The sequence below is a fragment of the Parapusillimonas sp. JC17 genome (assembly GCF_052180245.1).
GTDB lineage: Bacteria > Pseudomonadota > Gammaproteobacteria > Burkholderiales > Burkholderiaceae_B > Parapusillimonas.
The window spans coordinates 4,460,207-4,485,602 of record NZ_CP197474.1 but is presented as its reverse complement, the minus strand read 5'-3'; the positions used below and the strand labels follow the sequence as shown (position 1 = coordinate 4,485,602).

Below are 25,396 nucleotides of genomic sequence, written 5' to 3'. Positions count from 1 at the left end.
GGCGCTTGCTTTAGCGTGATGGGGCCGGATTGGGGCTCGCCGCGACGACACACAGGAGAGACACATGAAAGCGCTCAGATGGCACGGCAAGAAAGACATACGGTACGACACGGCGGACGAGCCGATGATAGAGCATCCTCGGGATGCCATCCTGAAGGTGTCCTCTTGCGCAATTTGCGGGTCCGACCTCCATTTGTTCGATGGATTCATGCCGGGAATGAAGTCTGGCGACATCATGGGCCACGAATTCATGGGGGAGGTGATGGAGGTGGGCAAGGATAACCATGCTCTGAAGCCCGGCGATCGTGTGGTGATTCCGTTCACCATTTTTTGCGGTGAATGCGAGCAGTGCCGGCGAGGCAATTATGCGGTTTGCGAACGAACAAACCGCAATGCCGAAGCGGCCGCGAAACTGTTCGGCCATAGCTGTGCAGGTCTTTTTGGCTACACGCATCTTACCGGCGGCTATCCTGGCGGGCAGGCAGAGTATGTGCGCGTGCCGTTTGCGGACACCACGCATATACGGGTGCCGGATAGCCTTACTGACGAGCAGGCGCTTTTTCTGGGGGACATCCTTCCGACGGGCTGGCAGGCGGCCGCCCAGTGCGATATTGAATCCAGCGACACGGTTGCGATCTGGGGGGCGGGGCCGGTTGGTCAGATGGCGCTGCGAAGCGCCATGCTTATGGGCGCGGAAAAGGTAGTCGTCATAGATCGAGTGCCGGAGCGCCTGGCCATGGCGCGGGATGCGGGTGCGATCACGATCAATTTCGATGAGGAAAGCGTGCTGGACCGATTGGGGGATATAACGCGCGGAAAAGGGCCGGAGAAATGCATAGATGCGGTCGGCATGGAGTCGCATGCGACACGATCTTTTGATGCGATCTATGATCGCGTCAAACAGGCCGTCATGCTGGAAACGGATCGTCCACATGTGCTGAGGGAAATGATTTATGTCTGCCGCCCGGCGGGCATATTGTCGGTGCCGGGCGTATACGGCGGCCTCATCGACAAGATTCCGTTCGGGGCTTCGATGAACAAGGGTCTTACCTGGCGCATGGGCCAGACTCACGTGAAACGCTGGACCGATCTGTTGCTTGGACATATCCTGGAAGGGCGCATTGACCCGTCGTTTGTCATTACGCATAAGGTCGGACTGAACCAGGGCCCCGATATGTACACGACGTTTCGGGATAAACTGGACGGGTGCATCAAGGTGGTTCTCAAACCGTGATTCGGGCCGAATCCCAGGATGCGATAACCAGCAACGGCGGCGCCGTGTGCGCCGCGATTATTTCCAGGATCATCAAATGAAAGCAGGCCTTCTTGCCTTGGCCTTGGCTGCGGCGGCGTCGGTTGCCCATGCGCAAGGCGATTCCCTTACCGTCTTTCAGGACCCTAATTGCGGCTGCTGTGCCGGGTGGGTGGATCACATGCGTGATTCGGGTTTTGATGTCAAGGCCATCAAGACGACCCAGATGGCGGCCATCAAGCAGAAACTGGGCGTTCCGGCCGAATTGGCATCCTGCCATACGGCGGTCATTGAAGGAAGCGGGCAGGTCGTCGAAGGCCATGTGCCGGCGACGGCAGTACGCAAGCTTTTGGCGGCGCCCACGGTCAATGGCGTTGCTGCGCCCGGCATGCCTTTGAATGCGCCGGGCATGGGGCAGCTCGACGGCAACCTGATCACGCTGGATTTTCACGGCCGGCCGTTCTCTCGCGATTGAAAGGCGGGGAGGGGTCAGACCCCGTACGGGGTCTGACCCCCTTCGTTTGATCCTTGCACGATTTGTGGGGTCGCACCCCATATGGGGTGCGACCCCGGGTATTCAGTCCTCGTCACTCAAATGGAACTTGTGTATCAGCCGGTGTGCCAACGGGGCCAGGACGAGCCCCAGAGTGCCGACGAACACGAGGCCGACCAGTATGCTGTAGAAGGCAAAGAAGATTTTCCCCGCCGCCGTCGCAGGCAGTACGAAAGGACCTATTCCGGCGAGTATCAGCGAGATGTTCAGGAAGGCGTCGTGCCAGTGTATGGGTTCGAGCCAAAGATGGCCGAACACGCCTATTGCCAAGGCCATGGCGACAACGGCCATGGCAAGCCCAAGATGCTTCAGCATGCGCAGCGTGAAATGCCTGGCATGCAGTAAAGGTTCGTCTTTTGATTCGTACATGTCGGCCCCATCGCGTATGGAAGAATTGTCAGGATTCGCTGGCCAGAGGGTATACAAGTTCATGAGACGGGACAAGTGGCCGGGAAAAGGTCAGGATGGGGGTCAGGATGGGGTCAGACCCCGTACGGGGTCTGACCCCTTGAATCGATGGCCTCCTTATGCTGTATATTTATACAGCATAAGGAGGCCATCATGCACATCCCCATCAAGGGCAGGGGCAGCCTGTCCAACAGGAACTCGCGCTTCGAAGCCCATACCCGAGAGGCTTTCGACGACGATTGGCCGGCCGCTGACGACCTCCCCGCGCGTCCCGACACAACGGTCACTGCCGAAACCGCGCGTTCCATCATTACGCGAAACACATCGCCCGATATTCCGTTCGAACAATCCATCAATCCTTACCGCGGATGCGAGCACGGCTGCATCTACTGCTATGCCCGCCCCAGCCATGCTTACCTGAATCTGTCTCCAGGCCTGGATTTCGAAACGCGGCTGTATGCCAAGAGCAATGCGGCCGAAGTGTTGCGCGAGGAACTTTCCAAGCCTTCTTATCGACCGCGGCTGATCGTGCTGGGCAGCAATACCGACCCCTATCAGCCCATCGAAAGGCGCTTGGGCATCACTCGCGCAATATTGCGTGTGCTGGACGACTTCCATCATCCGGTGGCGATCACGACCAAGTCCGCGTCGATCACCAAAGACCTCGATCTCTTGGCAAGCATGGCGAACCGGCGTTTGCTGCGCGTGTTCATGTCCATTGGAACGCTCGACCGGCATATCGCGCGCACGCTCGAGCCTCGCGCCAGCACTCCTGCCGCCCGTATGGAGGCCATGCATGTCCTGAGCCGGTCAGGCGTGCCAACCGGCGTACTGGTGGCGCCCGTCGTTCCCGCGTTGACCGACCACGACATGGAACGCATTCTCGGCCAGGCGGCGGAAGCGGGAGCGCTGGACGCCTGGTACGCATTGCTGCGCCTGCCGCGCGAGGTCGCCGATTTGTTCATTGAATGGCTGCGCGCCCACTATCCCTTGAAAGAAGCCCACGTCATGAACCAGCTGCGCCAGATGCATGGCGGCAAAGTGTACGAGTCCGAATTCTCCACACGCATGCGGGGCACCGGTGTCTTCGCCGATCTGCTCAGGCAGCGATTTCAAAAAGCCTGTACCAGGTTCGGCTTGAATGCGCGCCGGGTCGAACTCGACACCACCCAATTCCGCAGGCCTGCGTCCGCCACCCGGCAGCTTCCGCTATTTTGAGACTTCATCATGGCCGGGGGTTGAGTTTTACGGTTTGTTCATATATGTTTATATTTGAAAAATATCAGCAAGGGCCTGGTTATGGGGATCCACGATTACGAATTCGTCAAGGCCGCCCAGCTCATCAGCCATGCCGATGCTTTATTGATAACCGCTGGGGCCGGCATGGGAGTCGATTCGGGGCTGCCCGACTTCCGCGGTGCGCAAGGATTCTGGCAACGCTATCCCGCGCTCAAGGCGTCTGGAATCGTTTTCGAGGAAATGGCGTCGCCCCGGCACTTCCGTGTCCGGCCCGAGCTCGGCTGGGGCTTCTATGGGCATCGCCTCAACCTGTACCGAAAGACGTCGCCCCACGAGGGCTTCCATATCCTGCATCAGATTGCCTCCCGTCTTCGCCACAAAGCTTTTGTGTTCACCAGCAATGTCGATGGGCACTTCCAGAAGGCTGACTTTCCCGATGACCGGGTCGTCGAGTGCCATGGCTCCATCCATTATCTGCAGTGCCTCGATAGCTGTAGCCCGGACATCTGGCCCGCCGAGCGGTTCGAGCCGGCTGTCGACGACGAACAATGCCTGCTCATGAACGAACCTCCGGCCTGCCCGAATTGTGGCGGGCTGGCACGCCCCAACATCCTGATGTTCGAGGACCTGGATTGGATCGAAGCCCGCAGCATGCAACAGCGCATGCGGCTCAATACCTGGTTATGGGATACGGAAAGACCGATAGTGATCGAGTTGGGCGCAGGGACCGCTCTGCCCGTGGTGCGACAGTTCGGCGAGCGCCAGAAGGCGCCGTTGATACGCATCAATCCCTTCGAGCCCGAACTGCCGAATTCCATCAAGCATGTATCACTGCCCTATAGGGCGCTCGATGCACTGTCCACGTTGAAAATGGCGCTGGAAGACATCCACTTCTTTGGCGGGCGGCTGTAAAGGGCTTCCGTCAGTTATTGAACTGCCGCATCAAATAGTCGGCGAAATTCTTCGCCGCCTGGGAACGTTTTGCCACATCCGATGAGCGAGCGCGCAGCGCGCTTATGAAATCGGGTTCATCAATAAAGTCTGCCCGGTCGGCCAGCAGGTCGAGGTGGCCATTGAGCTGGCCCGAAAGATCGCGTCCAACGCGCCTCTGGTGGTGCAAACCATGAAAAGCCTCGCGCGGCAGACCTTGCCGCACAGCCCCATGGATACTTACTATCCCCAAAAGCGCCAGCTGGAAGCCATTGCCAAAAGCGAAGATGCCGTAGAAGGGGTCAACGCATTCAAGGAAAAGCGTGCTCCGCGCTTCAAGGGACACTGACAGGCTTCACCCTGGGCTTCCAGTGATGGGCAGGACGATGCCGGTGATATAGCTGGAGCAGGCCGGCGACGCAAGAAATACATAGGCGGGTGAAATTTCTTCAGGCTGGGCCGGCCGGCCCAGCGCCGTTTTGCTGCCGAAAGACTTGATTTTTTCCGCCGGCTGATCAGCGGGATTCAAAGGCGTCCATACCGGACCGGGCGCCACGGCATTCACTCTTATCCCTTTTTCAGCGAGGTTGCCGGCCAGCGACATGGTGAAAGCATGTATTGCGCCCTTGGTCGTCGAATAATCCAGCAACTGTGCTTGCCCGCGCAGGCCGGTCACCGAACCGGTATTGATGATGGATGAACCGGGCTTCAGATGCGGCAAGGCGGCGCGCGCCATATGGAAGTATCCATAGACATTGGTGCGCATGGTTTCATCGAAGCGCTCGTCGGTGATGTCGAGCAGGGAATCGGCGTGCTCCTGGAAGGCCGCGTTATTGACGAGGACGTCTAGCTTCCCAAAGGCATTCACTGTTTCACTTACCGCTTTTTCGCAGAATGCCCGGTCCTTGACGTCTCCTTTGAGTATCAAGCATTTTCTCCCTTCGGCTTCGACGTGACGACGGGTTTCTTCGGCATCTTGCGCCTCATCCAGATGGACGATCGCCACATCGGCGCCTTCCCGTGCGAATAATACGGCGACCGCTCTGCCGATGCCGGAGTCTCCGCCCGTAACCAATGCCGTCAGGCCTTCCAGCTTGCCGCTGCCCTTGTACATCGGGGCTTCGAACTGGGGCTTCAATTCAAGGTCTTTCTCAAGGCCGGGCTTGTCCAGATGCTGTTCGGGCAAAGGCGGCTCGGGATGCCGGCGTGCGCCCGTCTGAGCAGGGCTGCCCTTGCCTTCGCCGCCCTTTTTTTTCTTGTCTTCGTCCTTTGCATCCTGTTGGTCCTGGATGCTTCTTTGCTTGGCCGCGGCGGCCTTGGCGTCATTGTCGTGCTTGGTGGTCATGAGAGTTCCCCGTGGTGGACCGAATGGCGAGAACGAGCAAACGCCGTGCCGACTCACTGGTGAATCCGGAGCTGGGATCAGACCCCGTGCGGGGTCTGATCCCAGGAAATCTAAGGGGAAACCTGGGTTCATGTCTGGGTGCAAGCGCCCTATTATGTCGTAATCCGATCTATTTACGGCCTGATACATCGTTATCCAGTCGGGGCCGGACCCCGGATAGGGTCTGGCCCCTTGGATATCTGCCAAATACCTAAGGATTACCTATGGATTTACTTGAGCACCTGGCGCTGGGATTTTCGGTAGCGTTCACTCTGCAAAACCTGGCATATTGCCTTCTGGGCTGCTTATTGGGAACCTTGATCGGCGTGCTGCCCGGTATTGGGCCAGTGCCGACGATAGCGATGCTGCTGCCCATCACCTACGTTCTGCCGCCGGTGGCGGGCCTGATCATGCTGGCGGGCATCTACTACGGTGCGGCCTATGGCGGGTCGACCACGGCCATCTTGGTGGCACTTCCCGGCGAGACGGCGGCAGTCGTGACGGTGCTCGATGGCCACCAGATGGCGCGCAACGGCAGGGCGGGTGCGGCATTGGCCATCGCCGCACTGGGATCCTTTTTCGCCGGATGCGTGGCAACGATCGTGATCGCCGGGTTTGCGCCGCCTTTGGCTGAGGTCGCATTCAAGTTCGGACCAGCGGAATACTTCTCGCTGATGGTGCTGGGCCTGATCGGCGCGGTCGTGCTGGCGTCGGGATCGCTCCCGAAAGCGGTCTGCATGATCTTGCTGGGCTTGCTGCTGGGCATGGTGGGAACGGACGTGAACTCCGGCGTGGCGCGCTACGACTTTGGAATTCCCGAACTTCAGGACGGCATCGACTTTGCGGCGGTCGCCATGGGTGTATTCGGTTTCGCGGAAATCATGAGCAACCTCGAGCTCAAGGACAAGCGGGTCAGCCTGACCGGAAAAATCGGTTCGCTGTACCCCAACAAGCAAGAGTTCAAGGAAGCCTGGCCCGCTTGCGTGCGGGGTACGGCCGTCGGGTGCGCGCTTGGCATTCTGCCCGGGGGCGGTGCGGTGCTGTCTTCTTTCGCATCCTATACGCTAGAGAAAAAGCTGTCGAAGACACCGGAGCGCTTCGGCCGAGGCCACCCGGCGGGATTGGCGGGGCCCGAGTCCGCCAACAACGCAGGATCACAAGCTTCGTTCATCCCTTTGCTGACGCTCGGGATTCCTGGCAACGCGGTTACTGCGTTGATGATAGGGGCCATGATGATTCACAACATCCAACCTGGCCCGCAGGTGATGTCCAGCCACCCGGACTTGTTCTGGGGGCTGATTGTTTCGATGTGGATCGGCAACATGATGCTGGTGATCCTGAACCTGCCGCTGGTCGGATTGTGGGTCAAATTGCTGAACGTACCGTATCGCGTGCTGTTTCCGGCAATTCTGGTGTTCTGCACCATTGGCGTCTATACGCTCAATTACAACGTGTTCGACATATGGGTCACAGCCGCCTTCGGCATGGTGGGCTATATATGGATGAAGCTTGGCTGCGAGGGGGCGCCCCTGCTGCTGGGTCTGGTGCTGGGACCAATGATGGAAGAGAACTTCCGCCGGGCCATGCTGCTGGCCCGCGGAGATTTCACGACCTTCGTCACCAGGCCCCTGTCCATGTCGCTGCTGTTGGCTGCCCTTGCCCTGGTCGTGCTGGTTGCGCTGCCTTCGATACGGAAAAAACGCGAAGAGGCTTTCGTCGAAGAGGACTAGGAGCCAGGGGTCAGACCCCGTACGGGGCCCGACTCCGTTCCGTGAAACGCAGGGGTCAGACCCCGTACGGGGTCTGACCCCCCATAAAGGTACGGGGCCTGACCCCCAATAAGTCAGGGCAGAGGATCTCCGGGGCCGGTCCGCTCGACGATGAGCGAGTAATGCTCCGGCCGCCGGTGCCGCGCGAAATCGAATACATGCTTGCGGAAGGTGTCGCCCAGGCTCAGGTCGGCGTCGACCATGATCACCTCGTCTTCTTCGGTGCTGGCCTGGGCCACGATCTCGCCTGTGGGCGCGACGATGACCGATCCGCCTATCATGTGGTGGCCGTCTTCGTAGCCGCATTTCGCCGCCGCCGCCGCCCAGACGCAGTTCTGGTAGGCGCTTGCCTGCAGGGTCACGAGATGGTGATGCATGCGCAGGTGCACGGGTTCGGGCCAGTGGATGTTCAGCGAGGGCGTATTATAGCCAAGCACCACAACCTCCGCGCCTTGCAGCGACATGACGCGCCAGGTCTCGGGCCAGCGCCTGTCGTTGCACAAGCACATGCCGATCTTGGCGCCCAGCGTGTCCCAGACGCCGAACGTCTTGTCGCCTACGTTGAAATACTTTTTTTCGAGGTGCTGGAAGGGCGCATCCGCTTTGTGGTCATCGTGACCTGGAAGGTGGATCTTCCGGTACTTGCCGACGATCCGGCCGGCCTTGTCCACGAGTATGGACGTATTGAAGGGCCTGCCTTCGGCCGTGAGCTCGGCATAGCCAAGATAGAAGCCGATGCCCAGCTTGCGGGCTTCATCGAACAACGCCTGGGTTTCGGGGCCCGGCATGTCGGTCTCGAAATAGCGGGCCTGCGCTTCTTCCTGGCTCATCCAGTAGCGGGGAAAGAAAGTGGTCAAGGCGAGTTCTGGAAACACGACAAGATCCGCCTTGCGGCCGTGAGCTTCGCGCATCATGTCCAGCAGCCTGGCAACCACTTCGCGGCGCGTATCGGCCAGTTGCACCGGGCCCATCTGCGCCACCGCCAATCCCAGCCTGCGCCTTCCTTTATCAACCATTTCGCCTTCCTCCTTCGGCTTCAGAAAGCGACATCATGCCGCCGTGTGCAAAGCATGTCGATGCCGATAGACGAAGGTTATGGGCAAGCGACGATTTGCTATGGCTGCGCCGGATCCAGCAGGCTTTTCACTGCGGACAGGAAGCGGCGCCCCAGCAATGACAGCGGCGTGAGATCGGGACGGGTCGCCCAGATCTCGATGGCGGCGCGCGGCTCGATGGGGCGGATCATCAGGGAGCTGGGTCCCTTGGGCAAGCAGCTGGCGTCGACCAGAGCCGGCCCCAGCCCATGCTGTGCGAAGGCATGCGCCGTGACGGGAGAATGCACTTCGATCGCGGCCGGACAGGGAGGGCCGGCATCTCCGAAGAAAGCCAGCAATGCCCGGCTGAGTGGCGCACCGGGCGGATAGCCTATCCAGGCGCCGCGAAGAAAGTCGTCCGGCCGGATTACCGTCTTTTCGCCCAGCGGGTGGCCTTCCGGCAGAATGCATACGATTTCCATGTGGCCGAGCAGTGTCGATTTCAGGTGCGGGTGGTCGGGCGGAGCCATGGAGACGCCGACATCGGCTTCCCCGCTGAGGAAATAGCCGACCTGTTCATCGAAGGTGACGCTGCGGTAGTCCACTTGAGCGTGGGCATTTCGGGCCTGGAAGCCCGCGAGCGCCCGCGGAATGAGATTCTGGCCGAAGCTCGCGCTAGAGATGATCTTCAGGATTCCCGACCCGGCTTCGCCCAGGGAGGCCGCAAGGTGATTGACGCGCTGGATACCGTTATAGACTTCTTCCACTTCCGCATACAGTCGGCGCGCCTCGGGTGTGGGAAGCAGCCGCCCGCGGCTGCGCTCGAAGAGGCGGTAGCCCAGCCGGCTTTCCGTCAGGGCCAGCACGCGGCTGATGGCGGGCTGCGAGACATGGAGGATGCGGCCGGCGCCGCTGATCGACCCTGCCATCATGATGTTGCGGAAGACCTCTATCTGCCGCAGGCTGAGAGGCGGCCGAGCCCCGGTCGGATGCGTCAGGTTTTCGTCGGAAAAATCATCGTCTTCCATCGCGCCGCCCCGCATTGTCGATAACGCTGGATTATATCGTCGTGATGTTTTTCGATGAGGGCATCGCGGCATGCCGGTGATACGCTCGGTCTCTCGAACATATATAAGAGGAGACAAGTCATGCAGCGTATCGCTCGTCGCGCAGTTGGCGCATTGCTCATAGGGTCCGGCATGTTGTTGGGCGCAGCCAGCGTCGCCCAGGAATGGCCAAGCAGGCCGGTTACGTTTGTGGTGCCATCGGCCGCCGGCGGTTCGCCCGATGTACTGTCGCGCACCGTGATGAACCAGATATCCAAGGATCTCGGTGCTTCGTTCGTGGTCGAGAACAAGCCGGGCGCGGCCGGCAGCATCGGCATCGTCCAGATCAAGCGGGCGCAGCCCGACGGCTATACCATCGGCTACGGCAACATCAATACGCTGGCGGTGAACCGGGCTCTGTTCAACAAGCTGTCTTATGACGTGGACGCCGATCTGGAACCCGTCATCCATTTCTTCAGTATCTACAATGTGCTCATCGTGCCGGCCGACTCCCCCATCAAAAGCGTCGCCGACCTGCTCGAACGCGCCAAGAAGGCGCCCGGCAAGATGTCTTACGGCGCATCGGGCATAGGAACCACCGGCCATATGGGCGGGGAACTCTTCAAAAGCCTGGGCGGCATCGACGTCGCGTTCATTCCCTACAACAGCGGGCCGGCCGCGCTGCAGGACTTGCTGGGCGGCCGGTTGGACTACATGTTTTCAAACTCCTCGGAAGCCATTCCCCTGGTCAAGAGCGGCAAGGCCCGCGCATTGGGGGTGAGCAGCACCAAGCGTTTGCCGTTGTTGCCCGACGTGCCCACCGTGGACGAGGCGGGGGTGAAGGGCTATGAGACCATTTCGTGGGGAGGCGTGGTCGCGCCCAAGGGAACGCCTGCCGAGGTGGTCAACAAATTGAACCTGGCGATACAGCAGGCCTTGAAGGCGCCGGCGGTCATCGAAGGTCTGGCCACGCTGGGCGCCGAGCCGGGCGGCGGTTCGGCCGCCGACTTCAAGGGCTTGATAGACCGCGAAACCGTCAAGTGGAAGGACATCATCGAAACGGCGGGCATCAAGAAGCTGGATTGATCGCCCAGCCTGCCCGGGCCTGTTAACGCTAAAAGAGCATGCAAATGGATTTCGTTATAAAAGGAGCCCGGGTCATCGACGGTAGCGGCGAGGCGCCCTACCAGGCCGATGTGGCCGTTGCGGGCGAGCGCATCGCCCGCATCGGCGATATCGACGCCACGGCAGGCGTGCCGGTGATCGACGGCCGGGGGTTGGCCCTGGTACCGGGCTTCATTGACTCTCATACGCACGACGACGGCTATCTGCTCGCGCATCCCGACATGACGCCCAAGGTATCGCAGGGCATCACGACCGTGGTGACGGGCAACTGCGGGGTCAGCCTGGCGCCGCTGGTCCGGTCTGGCATACCCCAGCCGCTTGACCTGCTTGGACCTGCCGAGCTGTTCCGCTTCGCTACGTTCAAGCAGTGGCTGGACGCCTTGCGCGATTCGCCGGCGGCGGTCAACGTCGTGCCGCTGGTGGGGCACACCACCTTGCGCGTGGCGGTCATGGACGATACCGGCCGCGAAGCCAACGACACCGAAAAATCCGCGATGCGCGGCCTGTTGTCCGAGGCGCTGGAGGCCGGGGCTTTCGGTGTGTCCACGGGCACCTTCTACCCGCCCGCCGCGGCGGCCACGACAGAGGAAATCATTGATGTGTGTGGCCTTTTGCGCGAGCGCGGGGGCATCTACGCAACGCATCTGCGCGATGAAGCCGACGATATCGTCCCGGCCATCGACGAGGCGCTGGCAATAGGACGGGCCATCAACGCCACGGTGGTGTTCTCTCACCACAAGCTGGCGGGCGAAAGAAACCACGGCCGCTCCCGTGAAACGCTGGACATGATCAGCAAGGCCGCGGCGTGCCAGCCTGTATGCCTGGACTGCCATCCTTATCCCGCCACGTCCACCATGCTGAGGCTGGATCGAGTCCGCATTGCCAGCCGTACTCTGATTACCTGGTCGACAGCCTGCCCTGAGGCGGCCGGCCGCGATTTCCAGGACCTGAAGACGGAATGGGGCCTGGACGACGAGGCAGCTTTCCACAAGCTGTCCCCTGCGGGAGCCATCTATTTCCTGATGGATCCGAAAGACGTGCGCCGCATCTTTCAGCATCCGCTCACCATGGTCGGATCGGACGGCCTCCCGTTCGATCCGCATCCACATCCCCGGCAATGGGGAACCTTCACCAACGTATTAAGAACCATGGTTCGGGAACACCGGCTTCTGTCGCTCGAGCAAGCGATTCATCGCATGACGGGCCTGGCCGCAAGGCAATATGGCCTGTCCGACCGTGGCTTCCTGCTGGAAGGTCATTATGCCGACATGGTTCTGCTGGACCCCGACACGGTGACGGATATGGCGACATTCGAAGAGCCGATACAGCTAAGCCGCGGCATCAATGGTGTCTGGGTGAACGGGCAGCGGGTATGGAACGGCAAGGAACCCGGCGGCGCCCGACCAGGGAAAGTGCTAAGGCGCTGAGCGCTTCCCGTGAGTAATGCCCGGTCTATGCGACTGTATCAATCTGATGCAGATACTGTTTGATGTCGACTTCGTCGATTTGATCGGGATTCAAAAACTTCTTGCTGTATGACATATAGACGCCGCTGGTAAGGAAGAGCCGGAACAATTGGGCGTCGATATGCTGGCTGCCGGCCATGCCGGCAAGTATGTTCAGCGACTCGGACAGCGTCTTTGCGGGCTTGTAGGGCCGATCCGCCGCAGTCAGCGCTTCGAATATGTCGGCGATGGTCATGATGCGTTCGGCGATGCCCATATCGCTTTCTCCGAGTCGGCGCGGATAGCCCGTTCCGTCCAGCTTCTCGTGATGCGCGCCCGCGATCTCGGGGACGCGCTTCAGGTGCTCGGGGAAGGGCAGGCTATCAAGCATGATGATGGTCTGGACGATATGCTCGTTGATCTTGAACCGCTCCTCGGGCGTCAGCGTGCCCCGGCGGATGGACAAGTTATACAGCTCGCCATAGTTGTTCATATGCGTGGGAATCTGCATATCGAATCCCCATTCATTGCGGGGATCGTCCTTTGCCACGGGAGGCCTGTGCTTGCCCCAGTCCACGATATGCTCGGTCTTGTCGGCAAGCAGCCGTTCTTCGGTCGGCAAGACGTGGCTGCATGCCGGGTCCAGCCTGGCGAGCTCATAAGGAGCCAGGCCGAGACGCATGTCGAAATGGCGCAACCAGCGGGTTTCACCGATGAGCTTCAAGCGTTCGATATCCTCGTCGTCCATATACTCGCCGCCGATATTGGCCGCGGCGACAAAAGCAAAATCCGCCCGAAGGCTGGCGTGACGACGGTGGAGTTCAGCTTCCAGGGCGCTGCGGTTCTCGCCGCGTGCGATACCTTGCCAGTAGGCTATCTCGGCATCTCGCCATAAGATGTCGAAACGCGTGCGGATCTCATGGATGCGGTTGTACTGAGTTTCGAGCTTGGTGGCTTTGTCCATCACCGATTCGGGGCTGGTGATCTTCCCGCAGTCGTGAAGCCAGGACGCGATCCGGAACTCGTAGCGCTCGGCATCGCTCATTTTAAAGTCCGCGTAGGGCCCGCTGACGGCGGCTACGGCTTCGTCCATCAACATCTGGGCCAGCTCGGGCACCCGTTCGCAGTGCCTGCCCGTATAGGGACTCTTGGCGTCGATAGCGTTGGCCAGGACCATGATGATGGCATCGATCAGCTGTTGCTGGGCTTCTATCAATTGGCGTGTTTCGATGGCGACGGAAGCGGCTCCGGATAGTCCTTGAACGAAACGCCGAAAGGATTGTTGCCCGTCGATGTCCGCGGCCTGTTCGGCGGCAAGCTGAAGCACCAATACGCCGAGCGCCCCGCCATTACGGTCGTGGAGGGTGCAGGACAGATACTGCGCGTCTTCCTGGCCGAGCTGCTGGGTGACAGAGGACTCCAGGTCGTCGAAAGATGCTGTAGACAGGTCCAGGCTGAGAGGGTAGTCATGACGCCCGGAGGGGGCCGCCTTCAGCAGTATTTTCGAGCCTCGGTCAAATAGATACACGGCGCCGTTGTCTGCGCCGAAAGCCTCTACCAAGCGGACGAGTACCTCGTCCAGCATGTGGTCGAGATGCGTTTCGTGGTTCAAGGCCAGGGTGATGGCCTGAAAGTTGTCTATGGTCTTGGACATACTGCCCATCACGCGGCTCAGTTCACGTATTTCAATAATGTGCGACGGCGCCCCGACTGGTTTGCTGAAGTCGAACTTGGATTGAGCGCGGACCTGATCCGCGAGTTTGCGCAAGGGGGCGCCTATCCGGTGGCCCAGGGCGATCGCGATCGTAAGCAATATAAGGACCAGTGCGCTTATCCATATTATTTCGTCGAGCAGAGCGCGACGCGCGCCAAGCAGCAGTTCTGCGGCCGGGACGGCGATGAACAATTGCGCGCCGACGTCTGGAAAGTGAACGAGCGGGGCACGCATTCCATACCATTTTTCGCCATCCACCGAGTACAGGCGTGGAGCGAGACCGTCTGGCGGACGCTTGAACAGGCTCGCCAGGCTGGGAATGCCAAGCTTGCTGACGTGGGGCATGTGCAAGTCCCCGCTATCGTCTGCCACGACGTTCGTCGGTGAGTTGGCGTTGACAATGACGGTGCCCTCGCCGTCGAGGACCACCAGTTTTGAGTTGGGTGTCAGGCGCAGATCGCCGATTTCATTATTCAAGTCGGCAAGCGCGACGTCCATGCCGACCACTGTCTCGCCGTCGGGGCTGCGTTGAGCCAGCGTGATGCCCGCTTCCCTGGTCGTATAAAAGACGTAGGGGTGTATAAGCGCGGTGTCCCTTCTTGCGGCGGCCTGCAAAAACCATGGCCGGGTTCGAGGATCAAAGTGATAGTCGGGCGGCGCTTGGGTGGCCAGAAGATTCAGTTGCGAGTCGTAGAAGCGCCATTCCCCTTTGAGCTCGCCGGGACGATAGAGGCTCATGGTCTGCACGAGAAAATGTGTGCCTCGGGGCGCTGAAAACCGCTGCTGCAACTCGGTGCTGAACAACTCCCTTAGCAGGATGAACTCGCCATTCGAATAGCCTACATATATAGCGCTCAGCATTTCATTGGCATTCAGGCTTTCAGCAAGCGCGGGCAGCCGGTCGAGACGAGCGGTAAGGTCGGTAGCGTGCGTTATTGGATCGATGGCCAGCAGGCGAACGACATTTTGGGGAGGATCGACCAGACGGCGCGCCCTTTCATTCAGCGTGCGGGCCAGTTGCTGGGCGGATTCGCCTGCGGCGGAAACCATGAGCCGTTCAACGCCAAGGTAGTTCTTCCAGGCTAGGACGCCGCCCAGCAATAGAAGACTGCAAGTGATCGCCAACGCCATGAAGGCCTGGATTGAAATGCCGCGTGTTGGGTTATTCATGATGGCCCATAAGTAAGTGGCTGTTACTTTGCGTGCACGTCGACTATACATGTAAATGAAGTCATCATGAGGGGTCAGACCCGAACAGGGTCTGACCCCAACCAAGTACCGCTCCGGGGTTCATCCCGGGGTCAGACCCCGCAGGGGGTCTGACCCCTTATCAATCAAGGGTTTACCCGATTCATTGAATGCTTACCCGCTTTTGATGACAACTTGACTTGCACGGCGTGAAGAATTGATGCTATAGTTCGTTTCCTCGCTGACGGACATCTAGGGTTTTCCCTAGTCGGCAGTGGGCAGCAAGACCGCGAGGTCGTGCGGCGGCAAGGCCGGTGCCTTGTGTTGCGGATGGGTTGCAGCGCAAGGGGGTTGAAGGAAATAAAGTCAGCCCCGATTTGACACCGACAAAAAACTGCTTCATAATCTCGTTTCTCTGCTTCAAACACAGCGCGGCACGCAGGTGCAGCCGGAGTTGGAAGCGGTGAGCAGAATTGCCGATGGGCAGGCGCTGGGCAAAAGAGCTAGGCGCCGGGTCATCACCCTTGTTCTTTAACAATCAAACAGCCGATAAGTGTGGGCGCTTGGAATGCGGCGCGAGCGAGGTTCTTTTCACGAAGGACTTTTGCCAACGTTATTATCAAGTGCTCACATAGAATGAAGAAGTAAGGTTTTAAGAAATTAGAACACTTGTCTTTTTCGTTTGAGTGAAGCGACGTATGTCCCGAGCGTCTATTTTAGATGCTTGAGGAATTTACGATTACAGGAATTGAACTGAAGAGTTTGATCCTGGCTCAGATTGAACGCTAGCGGGATGCTTTACACATGCAAGTCGAACGGCAGCACGGACTTCGGTCTGGTGGCGAGTGGCGAACGGGTGAGTAATATATCGGAACGTGCCCAGTAGCGGGGGATAACTACGCGAAAGCGTGGCTAATACCGCATACGCCCTACGGGGGAAAGGGGGGGATCTTCGGACCTCTCACTATTGGAGCGGCCGATATCGGATTAGCTAGTTGGTGGGGTAAAGGCCTACCAAGGCGACGATCCGTAGCTGGTTTGAGAGGACGACCAGCCACACTGGGACTGAGACACGGCCCAGACTCCTACGGGAGGCAGCAGTGGGGAATTTTGGACAATGGGGGCAACCCTGATCCAGCCATCCCGCGTGTGCGATGAAGGCCTTCGGGTTGTAAAGCACTTTTGGCAGGGAAGAAAAGGCGCCGGATAATACCTGGCGCCGCTGACGGTACCTGCAGAATAAGCACCGGCTAACTACGTGCCAGCAGCCGCGGTAATACGTAGGGTGCAAGCGTTAATCGGAATTACTGGGCGTAAAGCGTGCGCAGGCGGTTCGGAAAGAAAGATGTGAAATCCCAGGGCTTAACCTTGGAACTGCATTTTTAACTGCCGGGCTAGAGTATGTCAGAGGGGGGTAGAATTCCACGTGTAGCAGTGAAATGCGTAGAGATGTGGAGGAATACCGATGGCGAAGGCAGCCCCCTGGGATAATACTGACGCTCATGCACGAAAGCGTGGGGAGCAAACAGGATTAGATACCCTGGTAGTCCACGCCCTAAACGATGTCAACTAGCTGTTGGGGCCTTCGGGCCTTAGTAGCGCAGCTAACGCGTGAAGTTGACCGCCTGGGGAGTACGGTCGCAAGATTAAAACTCAAAGGAATTGACGGGGACCCGCACAAGCGGTGGATGATGTGGATTAATTCGATGCAACGCGAAAAACCTTACCTACCCTTGACATGTCTGGAATCCTTTAGAGATAGAGGAGTGCTCGCAAGAGAACCGGAACACAGGTGCTGCATGGCTGTCGTCAGCTCGTGTCGTGAGATGTTGGGTTAAGTCCCGCAACGAGCGCAACCCTTGTCATTAGTTGCTACGAAAGGGCACTCTAATGAGACTGCCGGTGACAAACCGGAGGAAGGTGGGGATGACGTCAAGTCCTCATGGCCCTTATGGGTAGGGCTTCACACGTCATACAATGGTCGGGACAGAGGGTCGCCAACCCGCGAGGGGGAGCCAATCCCAGAAACCCGATCGTAGTCCGGATTGCAGGCTGCAACTCGCCTGCATGAAGTCGGAATCGCTAGTAATCGCGGATCAGCATGTCGCGGTGAATACGTTCCCGGGTCTTGTACACACCGCCCGTCACACCATGGGAGTGGGTTTTACCAGAAGTAGTTAGCCTAACCGCAAGGAGGGCGATTACCACGGTAGGATTCATGACTGGGGTGAAGTCGTAACAAGGTAGCCGTATCGGAAGGTGCGGCTGGATCACCTCCTTTCAGAGCAAAATGCTCGGATGCCAAAGCGAAAGCGTCCACACTTATTGGCTGTTGATGGTAGAAAGAGTAAGGCCCGAGATGGGTTGGCAACAGAAAGCTGGGTCAGTAGCTCAGTCGGTTAGAGCACCGTCTTGATAAGGCGGGGGTCGTTGGTTCGATTCCAACTTGACCCACCAGCAGGATTGATCGGTGCGAAGGGGGATTAGCTCAGCTGGGAGAGCACCTGCTTTGCAAGCAGGGGGTCGTCGGTTCGATCCCGTCATCCTCCACCAAGCGCGCCGCGGGTTGGTTCATCGGCTGGTTGATTAGGGGTTAACGAAGAGTCTGGGCAGCGATGCCTGGGTTGCTCGTTAAGTCTTAGGCAGTAGCTAGGCTTATAAATGGTTTTACTCGTTCTTTAACAATCTGGAAGAAGCACAACGAAGTAATTGCGGCGCATCGTCTTAAGTGACGGTGAGTTCGTAAGTACGGGTTGTGATTGCATTAAACAATTTTGTTCAAATAGTTCTCAAAAATACATGTTTAAAGACATGGCCTTTGAAAATGATGAACGGCACAAACACGCATAACTCAAAGTTTTTATAACTTGTTAGGTTTTTAACCTGCAACGTTATAGGATCAAGCGACTAAGTGCACATGGTGGATGCCTTGGCGATTACAGGCGATGAAGGACGTGGTAGCCTGCGAAATGCTGCGGGGAGCTGGCAAACAAGCTTTGATCCGCAGATGTCCGAATGGGGAAACCCAGGGTAGCGATACCCTATCCTTGACTGAATACATAGGTCATGGAGGCGAACCGGGTGAACTGAAACATCTCAGTAGCTCGAGGAACAGAAATCAACCGAGATTCCGAAAGTAGCGGCGAGCGAAATCGGAGCAGCCTTGACGATTTAGGCAATTGGATAGTCGAACGCGATGGAAAGCGCGGCCGTAGCAGGTGATAGCCCTGTAGACGAAATTCAGTTGTTGGAACTAGGCGTCAGACAAGTAGGGCGGGACACGTGAAATCCTGTCTGAAGATGGGGGGACCATCCTCCAAGGCTAAATACTCGTAATCGACCGATAGTGAACCAGTACCGTGAGGGAAAGGCGAAAAGAACCCCGGAAGGGGAGTGAAATAGATCCTGAAACCGTGTGCATACAAACAGTAGGAGCGGGCTTGTCCCGTGACTGCGTACCTTTTGTATAATGGGTCAGCGACTTACATTCAGTGGCAAGCTTAACCGAATAGGGAAGGCGTAGCGAAAGCGAGTCCGAATAGGGCGATTTAGTCGCTGGGTGTAGACCCGAAACCAGGCGATCTATCCATGGTCAGGTTGAAGGCACGGTAACACGTGCTGGAGGACCGAACCCACTAATGTTGAAAAATTAGGGGATGAACTGTGGATAGGGGTGAAAGGCTAAACAAGCCTGGAAATAGCTGGTTCTCTCCGAAAACTATTTAGGTAGTGCCTCACGTATTGCTGCCGGGGGTAGAGCACTGTTATAGCTAGGGGGTCATGGCGACTTACCAACCTATGGCAAACTCCGAATACCGGCAAGTATGAGCGTGGGAGACAGAGCACCGGGTGCTAACGTCCGGACTCAAGAGGGAAACAACCCAGACCGCCAGCTAAGGTCCCAAACTATGGCTAAGTGGGAAACGAAGTGGGAAGGCATAGACAGTCAGGAGGTTGGCTTAGAAGCAGCCACCCTTTAAAGAAAGCGTAATAGCTCACTGATCGAGTCGTCCTGCGCGGAAGATGTAACGGGGCTAAGCCATAGACCGAAGCTGCGGGTGTATATCTTTGATATACGCGGTAGGAGAGCGTTCTGTAAGCCTGCGAAGGCAGATTGAGAAGTCTGCTGGAGGTATCAGAAGTGCGAATGCTGACATGAGTAGCGATAAAGGGGGTGAAAAGCCCCCTCGCCGTAAGTCCAAGGTTTCCTGCGCAACGTTCATCGGCGCAGGGTGAGTCGGCCCCTAAGGCGAGGCAGAGATGCGTAGCTGATGGGAAGCTGGTTAATATTCCAGCACCGTCGTAGGATGCGATGGGGGGACGGATTGCGAAACGTCATCGGGGTGTTGGATGTCCCCGTTGCTGCATCGAAGAAGGCGCTTTAGGCAAATCCGGGCGCGTAATTCAAGGGTGTGGCTGAATAGAGCTTAGGCTCTAGACTGATCGGCAGCAGTTCCAAGAAAAGCCTCTAAGCTTCAGTCCTACGAGACCGTACCGCAAACCGACACAGGTGGACGGGATGAATATTCCAAGGCGCTTGAGAGAACTCAGGAGAAGGAACTCGGCAAATTAATACCGTAACTTCGGGAGAAGGTATACCCTGCGTAGTGTGATGGGCCCGCGCCCAGAGCATGAAGGGGTCGCAGAGAATCGGTGGCTGCGACTGTTTATTAAAAACACAGCACTCTGCCAAGACGAAAGTCGACGTATAGGGTGTGACGCCTGCCCGGTGCCGGAAGGTTAAGTGATGGGGTGCAAGCTCTTGATCGAAGCCCCGGTAAACGGCGGCCGTAACTATAACGGTCCTAAGGTAGCGAAATTCCTTGTCGGGTAAGTTCCGACCTGCACGAATGGCGTAACGATGGCCACACTGTCTCCTCCTGAGACTCAGCGAAGTTGAAGTGTTTGTGATGATGCAATCTACCCGCGGCTAGACGGAAAGACCCCATGAACCTTTACTGTAGCTTTGCATTGGACTGTGAACCGGCCTGTGTAGGATAGGTGGGAGGCGTTGAACTTGGGTCGCCAGATCTAAGGGAGCCATCCTTGAAATACCACCCTGGTTTGTTTGCGGTTCTAACCTTGGCCCGTTATCCGGGTTGGGGACAGTGCATGGTGGGCAGTTTGACTGGGGCGGTCTCCTCCTAAAGTGTAACGGAGGAGTTCGAAGGTACGCTAGAGACGGTCGGAAATCGTCTTGATAGTGCAATGGCATAAGCGTGCTTGACTGTGAGACTGACAAGTCGAACAGGTGCGAAAGCAGGACATAGTGATCCGGTGGTTCTGAATGGAAGGGCCATCGCTCAACGGATAAAAGGTACTCTGGGGATAACAGGCTGATACCGCCCAAGAGTTCATATCGACGGCGGTGTTTGGCACCTCGATGTCGGCTCATCTCATCCTGGGGCTGTAGCCGGTCCCAAGGGTATGGCTGTTCGCCATTTAAAGAGGTACGTGAGCTGGGTTTAAAACGTCGTGAGACAGTTTGGTCCCTATCTGCCGTGGGCGTTGGATACTTGACGGAGCCTGCTCCTAGTACGAGAGGACCGGAGTGGACGTACCGCTGGTGTATCGGTTGTCATGCCAATGGCATTGCCGAGTAGCTACGTACGGAAGAGATAACCGCTGAAGGCATCTAAGCGGGAAACTCGTCTGAAGATTAGGTATCCCGGGGGCTAGACCCCCCTGAAGGGTCGTTCGAGACCAGGACGTTGATAGGCTGGGTGTATAAGCGCAGTAATGCGTGTAGCTAACCAGTACTAATTGCCCGTGCGGCTTGATCCTATAACCTTGCAGGTTGTGGGTGTTCAAGTGCCGTTCAAACAAAGTGAAAGTCGCTGCCTCAAAAAAACAGGGCAGCGCACAGGCTGAGCTAAGAAGCTCGGTACCCATCGCAACCCGCGAACCAAAAGAACACACCCCAATTACTTGTTGCTGTCTTGCCCAGGCAAGACAGAGCTTCTACCAGATTGGCCAAGGATCCGCCTCTAAGAACGGATCCCCGGCACCCAGTTACGCTTGACGACCATAGCAAGGTGGTCCCACGCCTTCCCATCCCGAACAGGACCGTGAAACGCCTTTGCGCCGATGATAGTGGACGTACGTCTGTGAAAGTAGGTCATCGTCAGGCTCTTATTGCCAAAACCCCCTAGCGCCCAGCGCTCGGGGGTTTTTCTTTTAGGGGTCAGACCCCGGACGGGGTCTGACCCCAAGCCCGCCAAGCCGGAGTATATGCCTTGGGGGTCAGACCCCATGCGGGGTCTGACCCCTTGAAGCACAACCACAAATCGATCCGCCTTGATAAGAATCAAGACGGCGGTGGTGGCCCTCACGCCGCGCCGCTACCCCCATGCTAAGCTCTATTCAAACAATCCTAATGAGCAAACTGCATGGGCGGGGCTATGTTATTGAGCAATACCACCTTATTGATTCTCTTCATTCTGGGTGTCATCGCGTGTTTCATCGGCCTGGGCTTTCGAGACAGGAATCCTGGTATCGTGCTCATGGGCATCGGTTTCCTCGCCGTGCTGTATGCCGTGATCCAGAAGGCGATTGAAACCTTTGGCTGACTTGGCCGGACTCTGCGCCGGCGGCTGTTGCAAGCGGCGCCTGCATGGGGGTCAGACCCCGTACGGGGTCAGACCCCAGATCGGTGGGAAAAAGGGGTCAGACCCCATATGGGGTCTGACCCCCACGCCTAGTATCACCGATCGGCTACGCGCCGGGCCCAGTCAGCGACTTGGGCGGCGAGCTCGCTGCTTGCGGCTCCGAATGCCTCCACTACCGCGGGTATCTGTTTGTCTTGCGCCGGCCGGCTGACCTGAAAGCGCCGGCTGGCCTGGATGCGGTTGCTGTCCAAGGCAACCAGTGTTGCCTGAAGCAGGATATGGACGACGGGCCGGCCCGCCGGATGTTCGACCTGATAGGCGAGCAGCTCGCTGCGCAGTTCCAGGTCTGCCCGGGCATTATTCTGGGAGCCAGCCACTGCCTGGAAGCCGTTTTTCCCCCGTACCGTCTCAATCAGACGGTCGCGCAGGAGTACCGGCGCCCGGTCGCTCCACCTGGCACCCGCATAAGCCTGGATCAATCCGGTTTCTTCGGGAACCACCATGATGCGTGTGCTGTCCAGAATGGCGCCGCTGTACGGGGTGGCGATCCGCAGGGTAAGAGGCAAAGGCTTGGCGGTGGCGGCCGTTGTGGATTCGATGGCGGCCCGCGGCAGCAGATAGACGTCCGGAGATTCCGTTTTGGGAACCAGCGAGCAGGCTGCAAGCATCGAGGCGGAAGCAAGGGCGGCGAGAAGGCTTATCGCCCGCCCGGCGAGCGCGAAGCGCGGGATCATGGCACATACTCCTGTATTCGTTCTCCGCGCAACAGGTAGGCTGCGGGGTTTTCTTCCAGCCTTCGCACGAAGGCATTGATGCCGTTGAGCGTTGCGCGCAGCTCTTGCAGCACAGGCCCCAGTTCGCCCAGGCCGTTGCTCAGCGAACCATCGCCTTGGCTCAGCAGCTTGCTGACGCCGGCTCCTGCTTTTTCGAGCGAAGACATGGCGCGCTGAGCAGCGACCATGGCGCCTGCGGCCTGGTTCTTCACCAGTCCGTCCGCGTCGCGCATGAGCTGTTCCGCTTCCTGCAGCGTTTTCCGGAAGTCATGGCTTGCCATGGTCAGGCTGTCCAGCAGCTTGTCGATGCCTTGGCCCTGCCGCGCCATGCCGGCGGTGAGGCTTTCCAGCGATTTCAGGCTGTTGCCCAGGCTTTGCGCGTTCTCGGGGGACAGCAGCGCTTTGGCGCTGACCACCAGTTCGTTGATATTGGTCAGCAGATAATCGCTGTTCGCCAATAGCTGCGTCAGAGACGAAGGCGTGGCCATGATGATGCCGGGCTGCTCCGCGCTTCCTTCCAGCAAAGGGCTGTCGCTGGATCCGCCGCTCAGTTCTATGACCGAGGTTCCGGTGATGCCGGTGAGCGCCAGCTTGGCTTGAGTATCCTGGTGGATCGGCACCTTGCCGTCGATGCGGATATGCGCGCGAACATTATCGAGCTTGTCCGGATCGAGCGTCAGGTCCATGACGTCGCCCACTTTGATGCCGCTGAACTGCACCGCGCTGCCCTTGGACAAGCCGCGTATGGTTTCGTGGAATACCACGGTGTAGTAATTGAACTCGACGTCCTTGTACGACTTGCCCAGCCACAGTGCGGACAGCAGGGCGGCGCCTGAAATGACGACGGTAAACAGACCGATCAGAACGTGATGGGCGCGGGGTTCCATCAAGAATACTCCTTGCGAGGCGATTTAGCCGCATTGGCGGCGCGGCCACGGGGCCCATGAAAATAGCTTTGCACCCAGGGATCGGGGTTAGCCTCGACGGCATCCAGCGTGTCGGCCGTAAGCACCTTTTTGTTCGACAGGACGGCGACGCGATCGCAGATTGCATACAGGGTGTCCAGATCGTGGGTGACGAGGAATACCGTCAGGCCTAGTGCGTCGCGCAGAGTCAGCACCAATTCGTCGAAAGCGGCAGCGCCGATCGGATCCAGGCCGGCGGTAGGTTCGTCAAGAAAGAGAATGTCAGGATCCAGCGCAATGGCGCGCGCCAGGGCGGCGCGTTTGATCATTCCGCCCGAGAGCTCGGCGGGGTACTTGCCGCCGGCAGTTGCGGGCAGGCCGGCCAGGGCAATCTTGACGCCGGCCAAGGCCTCGGCCTGGGAGCGAGTGAGGCCTGCATGCTCGATCAGGGGCACGGCCACGTTCTCCGTGACGGTCAAGGAAGAAAATAGAGCTCCTTGCTGAAACAGTACGCCGCAGCGCTGGTCGAGGGCGGCTCGCTCGCGGGCGCTCAATGCTTGCAGATCCTGTCCGAACAAGCGCAAGGCGCCGGCGGCCGGCGTCTGCAGCCCGATGATGGTTCGCAGCAATACGGATTTGCCGGTGCCCGATCCGCCGACCACGCCGAGGATTTCTCCGCGGTATACGTCCAGGTTCAACTGGTCGTGGACCGTGTGCGTGCCGAAACGGTTGGTCACGCCCATAACTTGTATGACGGCGTCCTTGCCGTTCGAGGATGGAGCAGTCACCATCCCATCTCCATATAGAACAGCGCGGCCAGCGCATCGAGCAGAATCACGATGAAAATCGATTGCACCACCGAGGACGTGGTGTGTTCGCCAACCGACTTGGCGCTGCCCGATACTTTGAAGCCTTCTTGACAGCCGATGACGGCGATCAAATAGGCGAACAGCGGCGCTTTGGCCATGCCCAGCACGAAATGCCGCAGCGGAATGTCTTCTTTGAGTATGGCGAAGAACATGGTGGGTGAAATGCCGAGTGAAAGCGTGCAGACCACGAGGCCGCCGAGAATGCCCGATACCATGCCGATGAAGGTCAGCAAGGGAAGCGAGACGAGCAGCGCCAGTATCCGGGGCAGCACCAGCACTTCTATGGGGTTCATGCCCATGGTGCGCAGGGCGTCGATTTCTTCATTGGCCTTCATGGAGCCGAGTTGCGCGGTGAAAGCGCTGGCCGTGCGGCCGGCCATGAGGATGGCGGTGAGCAGGACCGCGAACTCGCGCAGAAATGAAAAGGCGACAAGGTTGACGGTATAGCCGCTGGCACCGAAGTCGGCCAGGATGGTGGCGCCCAGAAAAGCGATGACGGCGCCCACCATGAAGGTAAGGAGCGCAACGATCGGAACCGCGTTGAGTCCGGTTTCTTCGATTTGCGCGACGATGGAAGTTACGCGCCATCGTGCAGGCCGCAGCACATTGAGCGCCAGCGACTGCAGGGTCAATCCGATGAAGCCGAGCAGCGTGAGCGTCTGTTTCCAGAACAGCTCCATCGATAGGCCGACCCGGCCGAGCAATTCAAACAAGACCGAAAGAGATTGCCGTTCGGGCACTTGTCCCGCCGCTGCGGTGGCGTCGAGTACCGTGCGAAGCAGGGCACTGCGCTCGCGTGACATGCCGGAGCCCGTCCGGGCGATCGTCTCGGCCGCGTCCGGCCCCAGCAATTCGAGCAAGCGCGCGGCCCCCGAGGTATCTAGCGCGCGCATTGCGCTGACATCGATGGGAAGTGCGCGGCCTTCCACGGAAGAGGGCAGCCGGCTCTGAAGATCGACGATGGCTTGACCGATCTTTACATAATTGCGCAGCGTCCAGTCGCCTTGCAGGATCAAACGGGCATCCGGGTCATCGTCGTAACGCAGGAAAATTTGGGCGTCTTCACCGGTCATGGGGCGAGCAGTCTGTCCGTAGGATGTTGTTGCATGGCTCGAATTTACCATTACCCATTGCTTTGATCATCGTCACCCGAG

At 58.6% G+C, this 25,396-nt stretch carries 18 protein-coding genes, 2 tRNA genes and 3 rRNA genes; 14 read left to right on the top strand and 9 right to left on the bottom strand.

Annotated elements, in window-relative coordinates:
- Positions 1 to 64: 64 nt before the first annotated feature.
- Together ACSBPU_RS21450 and ACSBPU_RS21445 are read left to right on the top strand one after the other, a co-directional pair.
- The gene (locus ACSBPU_RS21450; RefSeq protein ID WP_442594050.1) at positions 65 to 1,234 is read left to right on the top strand and encodes a zinc-dependent alcohol dehydrogenase; all 1,170 of its coding nucleotides are present in this window, start codon (positions 65 to 67) and stop codon (positions 1,232 to 1,234) included.
- 76 nt (positions 1,235 to 1,310) lie between these two features.
- Positions 1,311 to 1,727 (top strand): DUF411 domain-containing protein, encoded by a 417-nt coding sequence (locus tag ACSBPU_RS21445; RefSeq protein WP_442594048.1) that lies wholly within the window; start codon positions 1,311 to 1,313, stop codon positions 1,725 to 1,727.
- 102 nt (positions 1,728 to 1,829) lie between these two features.
- Here ACSBPU_RS21445 and ACSBPU_RS21440 read toward each other — a convergent pair whose 3' ends face one another.
- Complete coding sequence (locus tag ACSBPU_RS21440; protein ID WP_180068819.1) at positions 1,830 to 2,174, bottom strand: two pore domain potassium channel family protein; 345 nt, start codon at positions 2,172 to 2,174, stop codon at positions 1,830 to 1,832.
- 192 nt (positions 2,175 to 2,366) lie between these two features.
- Here ACSBPU_RS21440 and ACSBPU_RS21435 point away from each other — a divergent pair, with 192 nt between their 5' ends.
- The 3 genes from ACSBPU_RS21435 (at position 2,367) to ACSBPU_RS21425 (ending at position 4,731) form a co-directional block, all read left to right on the top strand.
- The gene (locus ACSBPU_RS21435) at positions 2,367 to 3,431 is read left to right on the top strand and encodes a PA0069 family radical SAM protein (protein ID WP_442594046.1); all 1,065 of its coding nucleotides are present in this window, start codon (positions 2,367 to 2,369) and stop codon (positions 3,429 to 3,431) included.
- A gap of 81 nt (positions 3,432 to 3,512) precedes the next feature.
- Positions 3,513 to 4,364: an SIR2 family NAD-dependent protein deacylase gene (locus ACSBPU_RS21430; protein WP_442594044.1), complete on the top strand. Its 852-nt coding sequence runs from the start codon at positions 3,513 to 3,515 to the stop codon at positions 4,362 to 4,364.
- A 109-nt stretch (positions 4,365 to 4,473) separates the two neighbouring features.
- Entirely contained in the window at positions 4,474 to 4,731 is a 258-nt protein-coding gene (locus ACSBPU_RS21425; protein WP_442598471.1) for an enoyl-CoA hydratase-related protein, read from the top strand.
- A 6-nt stretch (positions 4,732 to 4,737) separates the two neighbouring features.
- On the opposite strand, the gene ACSBPU_RS21420 is transcribed toward ACSBPU_RS21425, so the two are convergent.
- The gene (locus ACSBPU_RS21420) at positions 4,738 to 5,727 is read right to left on the bottom strand and encodes an SDR family oxidoreductase (RefSeq protein WP_442594042.1); all 990 of its coding nucleotides are present in this window, start codon (positions 5,725 to 5,727) and stop codon (positions 4,738 to 4,740) included.
- A 263-nt stretch (positions 5,728 to 5,990) separates the two neighbouring features.
- Here ACSBPU_RS21420 and ACSBPU_RS21415 point away from each other — a divergent pair, with 263 nt between their 5' ends.
- Positions 5,991 to 7,496 carry a tripartite tricarboxylate transporter permease gene (locus ACSBPU_RS21415; protein WP_442594040.1) on the top strand — a complete coding sequence of 502 codons (1,506 nt, stop codon included), beginning with the start codon at positions 5,991 to 5,993 and terminating at the stop codon, positions 7,494 to 7,496.
- A 113-nt stretch (positions 7,497 to 7,609) separates the two neighbouring features.
- Here ACSBPU_RS21415 and ACSBPU_RS21410 read toward each other — a convergent pair whose 3' ends face one another.
- Positions 7,610 to 8,551, bottom strand: coding sequence for an N-carbamoyl-D-amino-acid hydrolase (locus tag ACSBPU_RS21410; protein WP_442594038.1), 942 nt, complete (start codon positions 8,549 to 8,551; stop codon positions 7,610 to 7,612).
- A 98-nt stretch (positions 8,552 to 8,649) separates the two neighbouring features.
- Entirely contained in the window at positions 8,650 to 9,597 is a 948-nt protein-coding gene (locus tag ACSBPU_RS21405; protein WP_442594036.1) for a LysR family transcriptional regulator, read from the bottom strand.
- Positions 9,598 to 9,717: 120 nt separating this feature from the next.
- Between ACSBPU_RS21405 and ACSBPU_RS21400 the strand changes: the two genes are divergently transcribed.
- Positions 9,718 to 10,701, top strand: a complete 984-nt coding sequence (locus tag ACSBPU_RS21400; protein ID WP_442594034.1) for a Bug family tripartite tricarboxylate transporter substrate binding protein — start codon at positions 9,718 to 9,720, stop codon at positions 10,699 to 10,701.
- A gap of 38 nt (positions 10,702 to 10,739) precedes the next feature.
- Positions 10,740 to 12,167 carry an N-acyl-D-amino-acid deacylase family protein gene (locus ACSBPU_RS21395; protein WP_442594032.1) on the top strand — a complete coding sequence of 476 codons (1,428 nt, stop codon included), beginning with the start codon at positions 10,740 to 10,742 and terminating at the stop codon, positions 12,165 to 12,167.
- Between the two features lie 25 nt (positions 12,168 to 12,192).
- Here the strand turns inward: ACSBPU_RS21395 and ACSBPU_RS21390 are convergent, their stop codons facing one another.
- The gene (locus ACSBPU_RS21390) at positions 12,193 to 15,069 is read right to left on the bottom strand and encodes an HD domain-containing phosphohydrolase (RefSeq protein ID WP_442594030.1); all 2,877 of its coding nucleotides are present in this window, start codon (positions 15,067 to 15,069) and stop codon (positions 12,193 to 12,195) included.
- 768 nt (positions 15,070 to 15,837) lie between these two features.
- Here ACSBPU_RS21390 and ACSBPU_RS21385 point away from each other — a divergent pair.
- The 6 genes from ACSBPU_RS21385 to ACSBPU_RS21360 all read left to right on the top strand — a co-directional run bounded on the left by ACSBPU_RS21385 (position 15,838) and on the right by ACSBPU_RS21360 (position 21,656).
- Positions 15,838 to 17,368, top strand: a 16S ribosomal RNA gene (locus ACSBPU_RS21385).
- A 99-nt stretch (positions 17,369 to 17,467) separates the two neighbouring features.
- Positions 17,468 to 17,544, top strand: a tRNA-Ile gene (locus ACSBPU_RS21380).
- A gap of 20 nt (positions 17,545 to 17,564) precedes the next feature.
- A tRNA-Ala gene (locus tag ACSBPU_RS21375) sits at positions 17,565 to 17,640 on the top strand.
- Positions 17,641 to 17,984: 344 nt separating this feature from the next.
- Positions 17,985 to 20,871, top strand: a 23S ribosomal RNA gene (locus tag ACSBPU_RS21370).
- A 233-nt stretch (positions 20,872 to 21,104) separates the two neighbouring features.
- Positions 21,105 to 21,217 (top strand): 5S ribosomal RNA (gene rrf / locus ACSBPU_RS21365).
- Together the 16S, 23S and 5S rRNA genes with 2 tRNA genes alongside form the textbook arrangement of a ribosomal RNA operon.
- Positions 21,218 to 21,488: 271 nt before the next feature.
- Positions 21,489 to 21,656, top strand: a complete 168-nt coding sequence (locus ACSBPU_RS21360) for a hypothetical protein (protein ID WP_442594028.1) — start codon at positions 21,489 to 21,491, stop codon at positions 21,654 to 21,656.
- A 134-nt stretch (positions 21,657 to 21,790) separates the two neighbouring features.
- Here the strand turns inward: ACSBPU_RS21360 and ACSBPU_RS21355 are convergent, their stop codons facing one another.
- From ACSBPU_RS21355 to ACSBPU_RS21340, 4 genes are read right to left on the bottom strand one after another with little or no spacing between them, the layout of a single operon-like run.
- Positions 21,791 to 22,429: an ABC-type transport auxiliary lipoprotein family protein gene (locus ACSBPU_RS21355; protein WP_442594026.1), complete on the bottom strand. Its 639-nt coding sequence runs from the start codon at positions 22,427 to 22,429 to the stop codon at positions 21,791 to 21,793.
- Positions 22,426 to 23,355 carry an MlaD family protein gene (locus ACSBPU_RS21350; RefSeq protein WP_442594024.1) on the bottom strand — a complete coding sequence of 310 codons (930 nt, stop codon included), beginning with the start codon at positions 23,353 to 23,355 and terminating at the stop codon, positions 22,426 to 22,428. Before ACSBPU_RS21350 ends, ACSBPU_RS21355 begins: the two co-directional genes overlap by 4 nt.
- Positions 23,355 to 24,164, bottom strand: a complete 810-nt coding sequence (locus ACSBPU_RS21345) for an ABC transporter ATP-binding protein (RefSeq protein ID WP_442594022.1) — start codon at positions 24,162 to 24,164, stop codon at positions 23,355 to 23,357. The genes ACSBPU_RS21350 and ACSBPU_RS21345 overlap by 1 nt, the downstream gene beginning before the upstream one ends.
- Positions 24,158 to 25,315 carry an MlaE family ABC transporter permease gene (locus tag ACSBPU_RS21340; protein ID WP_442594020.1) on the bottom strand — a complete coding sequence of 386 codons (1,158 nt, stop codon included), beginning with the start codon at positions 25,313 to 25,315 and terminating at the stop codon, positions 24,158 to 24,160. Before ACSBPU_RS21340 ends, ACSBPU_RS21345 begins: the two co-directional genes overlap by 7 nt.
- Positions 25,316 to 25,396: the final 81 nt, after the last annotated feature.

What these genes read in the sequence shown, in the direction of transcription:
- ACSBPU_RS21440 (WP_180068819.1), bottom strand. Translation starts at nt 2,174, where the DNA reads ATGTACGAATCAAAAGACGAACCTTTACTGCATGCCAGGCATTTCACG.
- ACSBPU_RS21345 (WP_442594022.1), bottom strand. Translation starts at nt 24,164, where the DNA reads ATGGTGACTGCTCCATCCTCGAACGGCAAGGACGCCGTCATACAAGTT.
- ACSBPU_RS21430 (WP_442594044.1), top strand. Translation starts at nt 3,513, where the DNA reads ATGGGGATCCACGATTACGAATTCGTCAAGGCCGCCCAGCTCATCAGC.
- ACSBPU_RS21405 (WP_442594036.1), bottom strand. Translation starts at nt 9,597, where the DNA reads ATGGAAGACGATGATTTTTCCGACGAAAACCTGACGCATCCGACCGGG.
- ACSBPU_RS21450 (WP_442594050.1), top strand. Translation starts at nt 65, where the DNA reads ATGAAAGCGCTCAGATGGCACGGCAAGAAAGACATACGGTACGACACG.
- ACSBPU_RS21420 (WP_442594042.1), bottom strand. Translation starts at nt 5,727, where the DNA reads ATGACCACCAAGCACGACAATGACGCCAAGGCCGCCGCGGCCAAGCAA.
- ACSBPU_RS21415 (WP_442594040.1), top strand. Translation starts at nt 5,991, where the DNA reads ATGGATTTACTTGAGCACCTGGCGCTGGGATTTTCGGTAGCGTTCACT.
- ACSBPU_RS21355 (WP_442594026.1), bottom strand. Translation starts at nt 22,429, where the DNA reads ATGATCCCGCGCTTCGCGCTCGCCGGGCGGGCGATAAGCCTTCTCGCC.
- ACSBPU_RS21410 (WP_442594038.1), bottom strand. Translation starts at nt 8,551, where the DNA reads ATGGTTGATAAAGGAAGGCGCAGGCTGGGATTGGCGGTGGCGCAGATG.
- ACSBPU_RS21400 (WP_442594034.1), top strand. Translation starts at nt 9,718, where the DNA reads ATGCAGCGTATCGCTCGTCGCGCAGTTGGCGCATTGCTCATAGGGTCC.
- ACSBPU_RS21350 (WP_442594024.1), bottom strand. Translation starts at nt 23,355, where the DNA reads ATGGAACCCCGCGCCCATCACGTTCTGATCGGTCTGTTTACCGTCGTC.
- ACSBPU_RS21390 (WP_442594030.1), bottom strand. Translation starts at nt 15,069, where the DNA reads ATGAATAACCCAACACGCGGCATTTCAATCCAGGCCTTCATGGCGTTG.
- ACSBPU_RS21340 (WP_442594020.1), bottom strand. Translation starts at nt 25,315, where the DNA reads ATGACCGGTGAAGACGCCCAAATTTTCCTGCGTTACGACGATGACCCG.
- ACSBPU_RS21395 (WP_442594032.1), top strand. Translation starts at nt 10,740, where the DNA reads ATGCAAATGGATTTCGTTATAAAAGGAGCCCGGGTCATCGACGGTAGC.
- ACSBPU_RS21435 (WP_442594046.1), top strand. Translation starts at nt 2,367, where the DNA reads ATGCACATCCCCATCAAGGGCAGGGGCAGCCTGTCCAACAGGAACTCG.
- ACSBPU_RS21445 (WP_442594048.1), top strand. Translation starts at nt 1,311, where the DNA reads ATGAAAGCAGGCCTTCTTGCCTTGGCCTTGGCTGCGGCGGCGTCGGTT.
- ACSBPU_RS21360 (WP_442594028.1), top strand. Translation starts at nt 21,489, where the DNA reads ATGTTATTGAGCAATACCACCTTATTGATTCTCTTCATTCTGGGTGTC.